This is a genomic window from Pseudomonas faucium, from assembly GCF_021602585.1.
GTDB lineage: Bacteria > Pseudomonadota > Gammaproteobacteria > Pseudomonadales > Pseudomonadaceae > Aquipseudomonas > Aquipseudomonas faucium.
In genome coordinates this window covers 403982-417824 of record NZ_BQIP01000001.1, presented here as the reverse complement: position 1 = coordinate 417824, position 13843 = coordinate 403982, and the positions used below count along the sequence as shown (strand labels likewise).

The window sequence follows — 13843 nt, the reverse complement described above, 5'->3', positions numbered from 1 at the left end:
AGCGTTGAGGCAGAGGTCACGGCGTAGGCGTGGTGGGGAACTGCTGCTCGTACAGCTTCGGGTTGATGTAAACGTCTCTAAGCAAGTGCTCAAGAATGTTCATGGCCAAGCTAAGCTGTGAAGCCTTCTGTGCCGTTAACTCATGTGCAGCCTCGTTTCCCAGCGCTCTAACCTTGTGCAGGATCTTCGCGTTCTGAGGATTCAGAATTCCTCGGAATGCCAGGTCTTCAATCTGATGGTAAAGATCTTTCCCTTTGGCCTGTTTCTCCTTGCACACGCCTTCCAGGAGTGCGCGCATCCCGACAGCGGCTAGAACGGGCAGACCACCAGAGAGAGCTTTTAGTGATTCGTCATAAATGGCTTTGAGGGGTGGGGGCAGCCACCAGAGGTCAAGCCCTAACTTGCCTACCCCTTCCATGCGAGGTGGGAAAAGAGTTTCAGTGACGAAAAGGTGCAGCTGACCTTCGTCATCATAATCCTGGTCTTCTGAGTTGCCAGATGCCATGCGAAACGAAAAGGTCTTGCATCCTTGGCACTGGACTATTTGATAGTCGGCCCACCACTCATGGTAATTGTGCCGGTCTTCACGAGAGGATTCAAAACCGGCTGAGCAGACCACACGATGGAAGGTCTTCGCGCAACATTTACCGCAAGGCAGCTCGAGTTCATGGCCGTCAGCAGCGTGCAAGGTGTATTTGGTCGAAGTCATCATCGTGACGAGTTCCTAAGGGATCGCGCAAAACATACCCCGACACCCGCCGGAGGGCTAGGTTCATAGGCGTAGACAGAACCTAACGACACTACCTGACTGAACTTTGCTCTTGGGTTCTCCGCGCCAACAGCCGTCATTTACCGTGATGCTGGCGAAATGGTATTGTCGGGAGCGTTGTCGCCCTAAGCGACTTGCCGGCATAGGAGGCGCCAGCGTGGGAGCTCAGCAAAAATCGTCGCCCTTTCTATCTAGGTTTGCGACGCCTAGGACAGGAGAGGACAGTATCCCTGGCTTCTATTCTCGTGAGCTCCAGATGTGGGCCGTTGAGGCTCCGGATGGTGAAGTCCCGATTATCGCCGATGGGGCACTGAACGAGCTGATGACCAAAACCAAGGTTAACGCCGAGCAAGATGACGAGGCGTCCTGGCAGATGGAGCTGTTGACCAAAACCTACCAGAGAGTCGAAAGCGATGAGGACGATCCCAGTCCTTATCGAGGTCAATCGGCTGACTCAGGCCACCTGCATCGATTCGACTCCTGCAACCACATGCTGCAGCTCGTGACCAAAACCGATGCGACCACTGAGCGCGATGATCGATGCAATACCAACCACATCCTTGAGCTGATCACCAAGACCAATGTCGAGCTGGAGCGGGACGACAATGGTGATCCTACCTTCGGGCTAGACGCTCGTTACTATTCGGACTTATCTGGACGCACGTCATGTTGCTGTTGGTGACAAATCGTCGTGACATCACGATGGATTACGTGGTTGCTGAGCTCCATCGACGTGGCCAGCCTTTTGTCCGACTAAATACCGAGCAATTGCCCCAAGCGTTGTGTTCTATGGGCGGCTTTCCCCGGGACGCCTGGTCTATTTCGCTGGACGGGGAAGTTGTCCGTGGGCCGCAGATAACAGGAGCTTATTTCCGCAGGCCGGGAGCTCCAGTCGTACCGGACACGGTAACGGATCCTGGAGAGCGGGCCTACATCGAAGCGGAGTGGAGTAGCTTCCTCAAAAGCCTTTACTCCCGCTTGGAAGGCCGGTGGCTGAACTCACCTATCAAGATCTTCATGGCTGAGGACAAGCCGATGCAGCTCGTTCTCGCCCAGGAGCTTGGCTTCCACGTACCTCAGGCATTTATAACGAACGACATCTCATGTGCCAGGGCAATCTCTGCCCTCGGCCAGGTGATTGGTAAGCCTCTTCGCCAAGCGGTGTTAGCAGGCGAGGCGGAGCGCGTCATCTTCACCTCTCGACTCGCTGAGATTGAGGATGATCAAGCGGAAGCGATCAGACTGACACCATTCATTGTGCAATCAGAGATCTTGAAACAATACGATGTCCGAGTGACTGTCGTAGGCGAGCAGGTTTTTGCGACGGCGATCTGGTCGCAAGATAACGAGGAAACGAGCACAGACTGGCGCAAGGGTAGTCGTCCTGATCTTCGCCACGAGAAGATTGTTCTTGAGCGACGTGTTCAACGTCAGTGCGTGAAGCTCGTACAGCGCCTAGGCCTTCGTTACGGCGCAATCGATATGGTTTGCGATCGGTCAGGCAAATTGTGGTTCTTGGAGATCAACCCGAACGGGCAGTGGGCCTGGATTGAGAATCTAACGGGTTACCCTATTGCAGCAGCGATCGTAGACGAGTTGACGGGGAACGCAATTGCTCCAGTTTAAGGGCTGGCTCCATTGGGTGTGGCCGACCCTCAACACATTATCACCTGCTCAGCAGGCCGAGGATGCGGAATGGAAGGAGGGGATTGCTGCATCTGTTCGAGAGGGTGATTGGACGACAGACAGCGACGTGGTGCTGGACGAGTCACGGCGTCTTTTCGATGCAGAGGTTGACCGCCGCAAGGGTGCTGACGCTAAGGCGGGTATTTACCTGGCGGCAATCACGGCACTCATACCCGTCTTAGCCTCGCTATTGCCCACGCTGTGGAGTGACAAGTCGAGCAAGTGGCTAGGCTGCATTGGCCTCGTCCTTTTCGGATTCGCAGTGGCCTTCCTGCTACGTGCAGGAGCTTGGGCGTTTAGCACGCTGAAAGTCGCCGGGTTCGCTCAGTTAGGCCCAGGTGAGCTAGCTAATACCTGGAAGGAAGGGGCGCCTAAAGCGAGCTTAGCCAAACAGCTTGCCCGCGCCGTTCTCCTTAACTACTCGCTGGTCAACGAAAAGGTGACCGGCATCAAAATGACCCATGAGTACCTGCTTCGGGCCTTCTTGACCTTCACGATTCTCCTAGTGCTCCAAGTGATGTGGCCGGTCGGTGCCTGGGGCGTCGAGGAAATCACAAAGCTGATGGGTACTCCTGCCCCGGCTCCCTTGACCATGTGCTATTCGTGACGGCATGACCCTAATGGTTGGTCGCTAAAGGTGCTATGTCACCCCAATGTCCCGAAAATTTTTGATCCTGTATTTTGTTGAGCATGGGGAGGCCTTGGTATGGGCGGAGTCAAGAGAATGATGGAAGAGGACATGGAGCGGGGTTTCTCACGAGTCGAGGACACGTTCGTATGCTTACGCTGCATCGAAGATGACGGTCTCAAAGACTTCATCAGGAAAAGATCGGTGCGAGGAGCTTGCAGCTATTGCGATGAAAACCGACGCGTCGCTGACATGAATGATGTGATCGAGCACGTTGTCACTAGCCTCTCATTAGAGTGGGGCGACGCTGCAAACGAGGGGCTTGCCTACGAAACCCGGGAAGGAGGATGGCAGGGGCGGGTTTACGGCACCTGGGAGCTTCTCTACAACTTTGGCCCCGAATGCTCGGAAGAGGTGTTCAATACTCTCGCTGGATCCATATACGATGTGGCATGGTGCGAGAGAGACCCCTATTCATTACCTATAGATCGAACTCTGGTTTACGGTTGGCAGAGCTTTAGTAATTTCATCATTCGCACGGCACGATTTGTGTTTTACAAAGCTGTGAACACCTCGTATGCGGCTGACCAGCACGATGAGATGAACCCGGTCGACATTCTTGAAACGCTGGGGAGCGTGGCCAAAAAGCTCGACCTGATTGGAACAGTGCCCGCGGGCCAGCCGATCTTTCGCGTTCGCATCGTCGATCCTGAAACTCAACTCATCCGATCTAGTGAACTTGGGCCGCCACCAGCGGCGCACGCGACTATGCCGAACCGGATGAGCCCCGTCGGTATACCCATGTTCTACGGTGCGTTCGATCAAGACACAGCTATTCGTGAAACCTACGATCCTGCTGGTGGAGCCCTAAAGAAGGCAGCGACCGGCGAATTTTCGCCTATCAGAGATCTCCGGATCGTTGACCTATCCCGAACTTTTTTTGTGCCTAGCCTTTTCGATCCTGAACTGCAAACACTCAGGCCATACTTCAGCTTCATGCGAGACTTCGTCGAGGATTTCACCAAGCCGATCGAGCGAAGCGATCGTGCCCACGCGGATTATGTTCCGACCCAAGTCGTGACTGAGTATTTCCGGCACGTTTACCGCACCGACGATGATCATCAAATTGACGGCATCATCTACCCGAGCTCAAAGACTGGGGACAAGGCGATCGTTATTTTTGCTGATGCGACAGGGTGTATCGACGCTGGGGATGCGCCTAATGATCGAACGCTTTTGCGGCTCGACAAAGCATTCGACGTTGATCTGTCTGGCTTCGACGCGGCCCATGATGACGATAAGATTTTCTGACCATCTGTACACGCCCTGGTTTTTTCAGGGCGTGTGTTCAGCGGCTTGGGGCAGAGTGCATGCAGGCAACCTAGTCCATCTCTAACTGGTACCTGCATTCATGGAACCGAAGCCTCATTGTGCATAAGGTTAATCAGACGCTCAGCGGCGAGGTGCTAGCAATCAGGCTGTCTCGTCCCTGCCGCTGAAATGGCACGCGGTGCAGCCAAGCCGAATGGAGGCGGGCTGCCCGCCAGATCCAGCCACCTCATCGCTCCAGCTTTCTAATGAGTCCACCGAATTGTTGTGCGGGCTCCACGTAGCGCAGTGCTGACTTCATGTCACTCCACCCCACGTATTCCATGAGCGTCTTGATGTCCCAGCCTGAGCTTGCTGCCCACGTGGCAAACCCTCGCCGGATCGAGTGGGCGCTATAGATTTGAGATGGCAAGCCGCAGCGCTCCAAGGTGCCGCGGAGGAGAGGGATCAAGCTATGTGCGGCGATCGGACGATCACTGATATTTCCCCAGCGATCGATTCCGCGGAACACAGCCCCACCGGTTATGCCGGCGACCTCAATCCAGTTCATATACGCCTCTACGGGGCAAAGCTTGCTCAGCGATGGCGTCCTGTACTCGCGCCCAACGTTCTGACGATCTCCTTTACTGGATCCCAGGTAGAACCTGATACCTACATAGCGTTCGGCATGAGTGTTTTCGACCGTCAGCCTGGACAGCTCATCTCCACGGAAGCCCCGCCAAAAACCAATTGTGAGCAATGCAATATCCCGTGTCGCTTTCAGCAGGGCAGCCATGTCGCCGGCGGCTCTCGCCTGAGCAACCAGGTCTTCAAGGTGAGTCACTGCTTTCTCGAGCTGCAGTAGAGGGAGAGGGGCGGCTTGCTTCTGCTGTACCGGATGCAGTGCTCGGATGCCTTTAAGCAACTGCCTAACTTTGGGGGCCTTGGTCGGATCCGGGAAGCCGTTGCTTTGATGCCAGTTGGCGAGCGCAGCCAATCGCTGCTTAAGCGTGCTGAGCGCAAGCTGATCAGCGTACTCGGCGATGTATCGCACGACTGACTCAGTCGTGGTGGGGAGGAAACCGCCCCAGGTCACTTCGAAGTGGGAGAGGGCGGCTGCATAGCTCTTCGACGTGTTCTCTCGAACGCTCGCCTCCAAGTACTTATCTGCCTTGTTAACCACATCAACCACGTCTTTTCCCCGTTTTGAGCCATCGGTGCCTCTCTTTTGCCATTTGTACCGACTTACTGGCCATTTTACCCCCGCTCACAAGCCTGACAAGCCATAAACCTCGATTATGTCTTGCCAGAATTTCATAATATTCTTCATTCTAATTATGATAAGATGCTATGTAATTACATGTAACGTAAAACAGTACGAAATCGTAGGAGTTGAAATGGCTAGAGGCGGCATTAACCTGGCACTGGTGCGCAAAGCTCGCGAGGCGCTGCTGTCTAGAGGACAAAACCCTAGCATCGACGCCATTCGTATTGAGCTTGGAAATACAGGCTCAAAGACGACAATTCAGCGCTATTTAAAGGAGATTGAGTCACATGATCCCCGTCCATCGGCTTCACCTTCGCGTCTAAGCGATGAGCTCACTGAATTGGTTGGCAAGATGCTCGAGCGGTTATTGGAGGAGGGGAACGAGGCTCTCGCGCATGAGCGCGCGGAATTTGAACTCGAACGCAAAGCTATGAAGGCCGAAGGCAGTACACTTCAGGGCCACCTAGAACAGGCTCAAATGGAGATCACCAAACTGCAATCAGCCCTGCAAAGTCAGGACGAAGAGCTGAGAACCGTCCAATCCAGTCTTCAAACCGAGATCACCCGCAACGCCCGGATCAGCCAAAGCTGCAGCGATCTTGAGGTTCGTGTGCAGGAGAAGGACGCGCAGATTCAATCCCTAGAGGAGAAGCACGCTCATGCTAGGGAAGCCCTTGAGCATTACCGCGTCGCGGTTAAAGAGCAGCGCGACCAAGATCTAAACCGCCATGAGTCTCAGATCTACCAGATGCAGCAGGAGGTGACCGTCCTCCAGCAGACGCTGATGGTTAAGCAGGAAGAAGCCACCCGTATGATCCGCGACAACGAACGCTTGATTGCCGAAAACCGCCAGCATGCCAAGGAGGCTCATCAGCATCACGATGCTATCGAACATCTGAGGGGCGACTTAGGCATCGCTAATGCTGCTACTGCTCGCGCGGAAGGTGCCAAGGAGCTGCTGGCGCACCAGCTCGAAGTCAAGACCAAAGAGGGTAGCGAAGCCCGCTCCGATGCCACCGCAGCACAGCAGAGGGAAGCTCAATTGCATGCGCAGCTCGCAAAAGCTGAATCGGAACTACAAACCCTACGCCAATCAATCGAATCCAACGGCCATTGAAACGTCAGCATGACTCATGCAGCGTTCAACATATTGTGGGGTACAAATGTACTCCAGACACTCGTCGGGCATTTGAGTCTCTCTGAGCTTAATACTATGCCAGCTATGACTCTCGATCAGCGGCTTTCCATAGCTTACTGTGGTGCCAAGCTCAGGCGGTTTGTCACGGGTGACTACTGCGCAGCTACTCGAAGATCCGCATCCATACCGTTTGGTTGTGCAATGACGTCAGGAGTTGTGCTTGGATATCCCAGTTCCGTTTAATTTCGTCGCAAAGGCTGCAGGCTGGATATGGCAGCGAGTTACCAAGGCTTTGCTGTACAAAACCTATGCCGCGTCCCATAAAAAATGGGCTATACGCCACCGCCTGGGCGCACGGTGGGAACCTTTGGGAAAACATTTGGAGTACTCAGTACGCCTTGCGATGCTTGCAGATCCGGAACCACGGATCTCCCGTCTAGCACTCCGCTCTACTGGGGAGAGCCTTGCTAACGTTGACTTGTATTTTGAGGCGATCGGCGCAGGCATTCGCTATCAGGAAAAAGTATCGGTATGCGACGTAGACCAACGTCCCATTGTCTGGAACCTCACAAATATCCCCGTTCAGGCATTCGTGGGCGGTGAGGAGTACGGCATTGCATTTTCGGTCGAGGAGATTCAGTTGCGACAGTGTGTGATCCAGCAATCAACGGGTACTGTGTTACCTGCTCAGGATTCCGTACAGTCCTATATGACCCAGAGCTGGCTCCTGAACGATGAGTGGAGATTCCGTTGGGGAAAACGGTGGAATTGCAATGCGATCAAATTTGCCAAAAGCGAAATCGCACTTTACTGGCGCTTCAGATTCGGCCTACCTGAGTACCGGGTTTACTCACCCTCTGCTCACCTAAAACGGAAAGTCAGCATCCGCCCTGCATTGCAAGCCTTTGGTCAGCTAATGGCCATGCCATTCTTTGTGACGGCGCAATTCTGGCTGGCAATCTGGTCAGGGCTCTGGGTCATGAACGTAGATGACAGACTCAGCTTCCGCTGGAATAGCAACAAGAAAGAGAGCGAGCCACAGGACGGGTGAGTTTGCATCAAAACGGAAACCGTTCGGATTCAGCAAATTAACCCATTCAGGTAGGATTGCTAAAATTTGCTCCGATCTGGCAATTGGCCAGTGAGCACCTATCCATGGAGGGAATCGATGACCGATCAAAACCGGCACCTCTCACTGTTTGAGGAGGATTATCTTCTCCGTGAGCTGGGCCCCGTCGCGCATGTGCCGCAGGTGGCTCTCACAGAGCTTGTAGCAAATGCGTGGGATGCTGGCGCGAGCAAGGTGGACTTGATTTTACCCACTGAGCCGGGTGGCACCCTGACAGTGGTTGATGACGGCCACGGTATGTCAGCTCAGCAATTCAGCAAGCGCTGGATGACGCTACGGTACAATCGCCTCAAGCATCAGAGCTTCAAGGTTGAATTCCCAAAGGGCAAAAACGCCAAATTCAGGAAAGCGTACGGCCGCAATGGTGTTGGTCGGCACGGTCTTCTGTGCTTCGGAGATCAGTACCAGGTAGAAACCTGGCGCGACGGCAAGCTCAGTACCTTCATCGTGGGTACTGAGTCCGGCCCAAGTCCTTTCGTGGTGCGCTCGGAGGAGTTCGCTGAACGAGAAGGTTCGGGGACGCGGCTATCCGTGTCGGTAACCCGCAAGTTGCCGGACGTGAAAGAGATCATCACGGTTCTTGCTGCACGTTTCATCCATGACCCAGGATTTCAGATTCGAGTCAATGGCACCCCTTTGACCCTGGCAAAACTTGAGCAGCATGCTCGCACCCACAAGCTGGATCTGAGTGATGGGCGCACCGCAAAAGTCATCGTCATTGACTCCACGCAACAGAACCATTCTTCTATCCACCAAGGCGTAGCGTTTTGGGTGGAGCACCGACTCGTAGGCAATCCTTCCTGGGTTATCGGCCAGGTCGCAAACTTCGATGGACGCACACGGTTCGCCAAGCGCTACAAGGTCATCGTAGACACCCAAGGCTTTGAAGGGCATGTGATTCAGGACTGGACAGGGTTTCAGTCAACACCTGCTGTCGAGGAACTGTATAAGGCTGCTGCAGAATGCATTGGCAAGGTGGCGGATGAGCTGGCGGCCGAGGTTGTTGAAGCCACCTCAGAGGATGCCCTGGTACAAAACCGATCAGAGCTCAAATCGCTGGGGCATGGCGCTCAACTCGAAGTCACAGAGTTCACGAAAGCTATAGCGCAGGCCCATCCAATGGTCTCTCCGGAGTTCCTGGCTACAGCGGTGAAAGCCGTGATCAACCTGGAGAGATCCAAGAGCGGGGCATCCTTGCTTCAAAAGTTGGCCAACCTGCCTGCGACGGACATCGAGGGTTTGGACTCGCTCCTAGCGGACTGGTCAGTCAAAGACGCACTACGCGTGCTCGACGAAATTGATGGCCGGCTGAGTGTTATTGAAGCTATCACTAGGCTTGCTGAGGATCCTGAGACGGATGAACTCCACACACTGCATCCGCTCATTCTGCGATCTCGCTGGTTGTTCGGGCCAGAGTTTGAGTCGATGGAGTACTGCTCGAACATGACCTTGAAAAGCGTGGCGAAGCAGCTCTGGGGGGATGGCGACGCCTCGTTCATCAACGAACGAAAACGGCCTGACATTGTGGTACTGCCAGATCGATCTACTGCCCAACTGGTGGGTATTGAACAGTTCGATCCCCAGGACGCAACAGTCGCCCAGATGCAGAACATCCTGCTTATCGAGCTCAAAAAAGGGGGCTTCAAACTCAATCGAAAGGAAGTCAACCAGGCCGATGGGTATGTTCAGGACATCGCCGCGTCGGGCTACGTCAACGGCTCTCCATTCATCACTGCTTGGGTAGTTGGCCAGTCGATCGCTGCCGGGGTGAGTACCTCCAAAACAGTGGGTGATGAGTCTCGTAACTACGGTCAAGTAAGGGCCACCACTTATGGCGCGTTGGTGAGTACTGCCAACCTTCGCCTAATGCGCTTACGGAAAACCTTGGAAGACAGGTACGGCAAGCTTTCTACAGACACGCTGCTGGCCAAGGTACTGGCGACTCAGGAGCAGGGCAATCTCGACCTGGTCGCATCCAGTTCCGCCAAAGCAACGGATGAGACGATCAAGGAAGCTGTTTGACAAGCAGCAGAGGCATTAGCGGGGCAGCTTGAGGCTTAAGGCGGTGAATCGACTTAGGCCGACGCATCGGCTCGCACGCACAGATGCCGTGGCTTGACGGCAAATCAACGGTTGCGAAGAGACTCCAGGAAACCTCGAAGAAAGGCGGTTAATCATCTGCTTGCGTCGGTACCGTCCACGCCATATAGAGGTTTGTCGTCTAGCACCGATTGCCATGCTGCGCGCGCTGGATAGGCCAGTGTTTGATCTGCGAGTCGCTTGGAAGCATGCTGGCGCAAGGTCTTCAGTGGGCAAAATGCTTTGGTCACTCCCTCATCACTTGGCAAGGCGTAGGCCTGGCCGTTGCTCGAATCCCAACTGTTACGTAGGAAGTGGAGAGCGAACTGATCAAGAGACTCTTCGGACGGCTCCACGATACGGAAGATTTTCCTGCATGCTTGAGAATCAAGGCGCGCAAGTGTCCAGAGAACGCGACTTGGAAGGTTGGCCTCAAAAAGACGCTTCTCCTCTGTCGCATTCAACACGTTTTGAGCAAAGGCTTTTATGACAGCGTCCTTGTTGTCTTGCTCAAGCAAAAGATCGCTGTCGTACCTCCTTTGATTCGGTACGTAGCTCACTCGAAGCAACTCGGCTGCGCAGCTCAGTGCGTATGGGTCAATGGCTACTTGGCTGTAGATTACTGAAGCGCTCATGGAGTCAGAGGAAGCTGTAAGCAGCTTAATCTGTCGCAAGGCGAGGTCGTCAGGGCTCATTCCGAAAGCACCATCACGGTGTCTTCCACGCTTTACAAAAACGGAAGAATCAACAAGCCGAGCGAGCGATACACAAACGCTTGAAATATCTTCGAGTTGATCGCTCGGCAAAGAGGAACCGATTTGGCCGAGCATGTCCATAAACTCATGGCAAACGTCAGGAGTGAGAGCTGCAACTATGTGCTCCCGCTGGGCGGGATTTTCTAGATACTGTCGAGCCGTCTTGATGCTCACATCCCCATCTGTTATGCCCAACTGCAGCGCGATGAGTAGCCGTGAAGGATCTGAAATCACCCCATCAGTGTACTTACCGTCGCCCATTGAGAAGCCTTCCTCTGCCGCTGCCACCTCGGGAAACAGGAAATGAACGACTTTACGAATTGCGTCAGCGCGTCCGTGCGCATAAGCATTTGTCCGTTCAGGTGAGCCGTCAGCGATAAGCTTTGTAGAGTCACCAGGCCCAACCTCACTTGGCAGGCGCCCCACGAAGAGCTGTGGCTTAGTCCTCAACAGCTCATACACCTTCGGGGCTTTCACTGATAATGCTGCTAGCCCAAGGATGTCAGCAAAGACAATCTCACCCCGTAAAAGGGGCTCAATCATTCTCACCGCATTGAATACCCGGGCAAGATCACGGGGTTGCTCCAACAAGTCGCGTAACCCTAGCTGATACAGGAACCCCAGCCGCTTGGTTTGCCCCTCGAAGTACGTTTGGATCGCCTTCGGATCAAGGCTCCCGACAGCCGAGTCAAACAGTTTTGCCCGGGCGCTCAAGGATAGGTTTGGCAGTGGCATCCTGACTTGAACGATCTTGTCCAGGTACGAGCTCGATTGAGGAACCTTGACGCTTGAGAGGGCTGCAGTAACATACGCGGAATCCCAAGCCACGACATATCCGACCCTTGGCAATCCCCCGACTGCTTTGATGATTCTAATCATCTCAAATACTTCAGCAGGGAAAAGGCGGTCGACATCATCGATGAAAACTATGACAGGGCGATCAAAGCTCCTGAGCGCAGCCTCGACCCGCTCCTTTTGCTCCTCAAGGTCAGGCGCCTTGTACTCTGCAATGGCTTCACTTGCATCGCCCGCAGCATCCATCACCGATTTGATCAAAGATGCCCATGGCTCGACACCTGGTATCAGTTTGAGGACATCAAAAACCTTTGAATATGCCTTAAGCTCTTTGGCTACCTTCCGGCCATCCTTGCTGTGATCGCTCAATTTAACGGCCTTAGCGATGCTAGCTAGGAACTGGCGAAGCAGAGCAGCCTTGTCGCCAACCAGCCAGGGGTTGAAATGCACAATCACTGGCTGGCGCTTCTTGTCCTCACGGTTGAGCAGGGCCTGAATCATCGCGAGAACTGAGCTTTTTCCGCTTCCCCATGGGCCTTCGATTGACAGCACGAAGCCCGACGTTGAAGGCACTTTACGAAGCGAGGAAGTAGCGATTTCAGCAAACCCGACTCGGGATAGCTGATCGGTGTCGATAGCAGATTCGGGTAGGAGAGGGGTGTCGAAATCAATTCCCTCAACATGCGAGGCTAATGCTGCGAGCTGCTTGCCCATATTTGCTCCTTTCAGGAGCGCAGAGGCCCCATGCGCGAAATCAAAAGGCCAGCATAGGGTATTTGGGAGGCCGTCGAAAGTAGAGCAAAGCATACTACCTATGCCTAATGTTCAGGCGGCCGAAGGTTGGATTCCAGATTTCGGCGTTATTGCGGGCTGCTCCGAAGTTCACAGGAGAGCGCCTTGCTGTAGGATATTTCGTGTCTATCGCATCTTCGGGCTCGTAGAGACCGGCTGACGAGCATCACCATTCGTCGAATCAACCTAACGAGGTATTTCGCCTCATCTAGAGTAAGAGGAGGTTACCTCGCCTAAGCTCTGGCCGACTTAAAGAGGTTGTTCATTCATCACATCCTTCCAGCATCTTGTGACTCAGCTGTCTTGCGACAGATAAAGCGACCAGCAGCAAAGACGGCGCTTGAGGATCATGAGATGGCCAACATTCTTACCCATGCTACTCGACATGCTAAAGCGGAACTCCTCGCTGCAGGCATTAAGGAGGGGCACGCGAAACTGCAGGAAGTCCTGGCTGCGCTCCTTGGCTACCACACCTACAGTGCACTCAAACACGAAGAGGATGATCAGGAGCTTGAGCATCATCTGTCCGATGCAGAGTTCATCATTCTCGACCAGGAGCTAGGCAAATGCCGTGCTGCCGACCTCTTCGAGCTTCCGGGAGAGGTGTTGGCCAAGTGCATGGCGGCGCTGGAGGAATGTCTGCCAGCTCAGGTTCTCTCAAGCGCGGCCGCTTACCTTGAGCGTCATGGAATGAGCGCAGTAGTCGCTGCTTTGAAAAACCATCCGCCACAGGGATTGCATTTGGGGCCAGATTGGAATTCGAGGTATGAGCTGAGCCCTAGCCAGTGTCTTACATTTCATGAATCAATCTGGGAAGCTCGTCACCTATGGCACGTGCATGCCGAAGTCTCATTCCAAAGCCTTGCTCCTGACGCTGGGCTGCAGAAAATCAATGTGCTGCTCACTCATGAGAAAGCAGGCCGCTCTGGATTAGTCTTGAGGGAAGTCAAACGAGTCGAGGACAACACAGCGGTTATTGAAAGCACGCGAGTGGATGTGCTGGTTCAAAGGAATGACGGTTCAATGGTACGCCCTTGGGTAGCTGTTGTTGTCCATACAACCTCTGGTGCCGTCCTTGGAAGCGCCGTTTCATTTGCAGACAATCCAGAAGGCGTAGAGGTCGACGCTTTGACCGATGCGCTCGATGCGGCTGTACATGGTGACAATGATGGAGGAAATGGAACCAACGGTTACCAAATCTTCCAGCTTGATGTAGATCACGACTTTACGTCTGCACGGCTTAAGAAAATGGCCCTAGAAGCGGGGATTGAGATCATTCACCGCTCCAATCGCCCTAATCAAATGGGCGAAAGAATAGAAGCTATTTTCACAAGATCTCGAAGTCAATGATCATGAAGCAGACAAGCCTACACACCCTGAAGCGTATCTCGGATGTGGAAATAATGTCGTCTGAAGAGTTCGAGAAGCTCTTCAAAAAGAGCTGAAGGCTCACGACCTTAGCAAAGAGGAGGGCACACGCCTTCCTTCTTCCGGCCA

11 protein-coding genes are annotated in these 13843 nt (G+C 53.9%); 8 read left to right on the top strand and 3 right to left on the bottom strand.

Going from position 1 to position 13843, the window contains the following annotated elements; translation table 11 throughout:
• Positions 1-16: 16 nt before the first annotated feature.
• Complete coding sequence (locus tag L6D75_RS01965) at positions 17-712, bottom strand: DUF4145 domain-containing protein (RefSeq protein WP_176511260.1); 696 nt, start codon at positions 710-712, stop codon at positions 17-19.
• A 313-nt stretch (positions 713-1025) separates the two neighbouring features.
• On the opposite strand from L6D75_RS01965, the gene L6D75_RS01960 reads away from it, so the two are divergent.
• The 4 genes from L6D75_RS01960 (at position 1026) to L6D75_RS01945 (ending at position 4394) form a co-directional block, all read left to right on the top strand.
• Positions 1026-1451, top strand: a complete 426-nt coding sequence (locus tag L6D75_RS01960) for a hypothetical protein (protein ID WP_236193373.1) — start codon at positions 1026-1028, stop codon at positions 1449-1451.
• Positions 1436-2395, top strand: coding sequence for an MvdC/MvdD family ATP grasp protein (locus tag L6D75_RS01955; RefSeq protein ID WP_176511259.1), 960 nt, complete (start codon positions 1436-1438; stop codon positions 2393-2395). Before L6D75_RS01960 ends, L6D75_RS01955 begins: the two co-directional genes overlap by 16 nt.
• Positions 2382-3062 (top strand): UbiA prenyltransferase family protein, encoded by a 681-nt coding sequence (locus L6D75_RS01950; RefSeq protein WP_236193372.1) that lies wholly within the window; start codon positions 2382-2384, stop codon positions 3060-3062. The genes L6D75_RS01955 and L6D75_RS01950 overlap by 14 nt, the downstream gene beginning before the upstream one ends.
• Before the next feature lie 117 nt (positions 3063-3179).
• Entirely contained in the window at positions 3180-4394 is a 1215-nt protein-coding gene (locus L6D75_RS01945; protein WP_236193371.1) for a HEPN-associated N-terminal domain-containing protein, read from the top strand.
• Between the two features lie 247 nt (positions 4395-4641).
• On the opposite strand, the gene L6D75_RS01940 is transcribed toward L6D75_RS01945, so the two are convergent.
• A complete protein-coding gene (locus tag L6D75_RS01940; protein WP_176511257.1) occupies positions 4642-5583 on the bottom strand; it encodes a tyrosine-type recombinase/integrase in 942 nt (313 codons plus the stop codon).
• A gap of 205 nt (positions 5584-5788) precedes the next feature.
• On the opposite strand from L6D75_RS01940, the gene L6D75_RS01935 reads away from it, so the two are divergent.
• The 3 genes from L6D75_RS01935 (at position 5789) to L6D75_RS01925 (ending at position 9947) form a co-directional block, all read left to right on the top strand.
• Complete coding sequence (locus tag L6D75_RS01935; RefSeq protein WP_176511256.1) at positions 5789-6775, top strand: DNA-binding protein; 987 nt, start codon at positions 5789-5791, stop codon at positions 6773-6775.
• A gap of 241 nt (positions 6776-7016) precedes the next feature.
• The gene (locus L6D75_RS01930; protein ID WP_176511255.1) at positions 7017-7847 is read left to right on the top strand and encodes a hypothetical protein; all 831 of its coding nucleotides are present in this window, start codon (positions 7017-7019) and stop codon (positions 7845-7847) included.
• Between the two features lie 117 nt (positions 7848-7964).
• The gene (locus L6D75_RS01925; protein ID WP_176511254.1) at positions 7965-9947 is read left to right on the top strand and encodes an ATP-binding protein; all 1983 of its coding nucleotides are present in this window, start codon (positions 7965-7967) and stop codon (positions 9945-9947) included.
• Between the two features lie 152 nt (positions 9948-10099).
• Here the strand turns inward: L6D75_RS01925 and L6D75_RS01920 are convergent, their stop codons facing one another.
• The gene (locus L6D75_RS01920; protein ID WP_176511253.1) at positions 10100-12268 is read right to left on the bottom strand and encodes a KAP family P-loop NTPase fold protein; all 2169 of its coding nucleotides are present in this window, start codon (positions 12266-12268) and stop codon (positions 10100-10102) included.
• A gap of 432 nt (positions 12269-12700) precedes the next feature.
• Here L6D75_RS01920 and L6D75_RS01915 point away from each other — a divergent pair, with 432 nt between their 5' ends.
• On the top strand, positions 12701-13696 hold the full coding sequence (locus L6D75_RS01915) for a hypothetical protein (protein WP_176511252.1): 996 nt from the start codon (positions 12701-12703) through the stop codon (positions 13694-13696).
• Positions 13697-13843 lie beyond the last annotated feature (147 nt).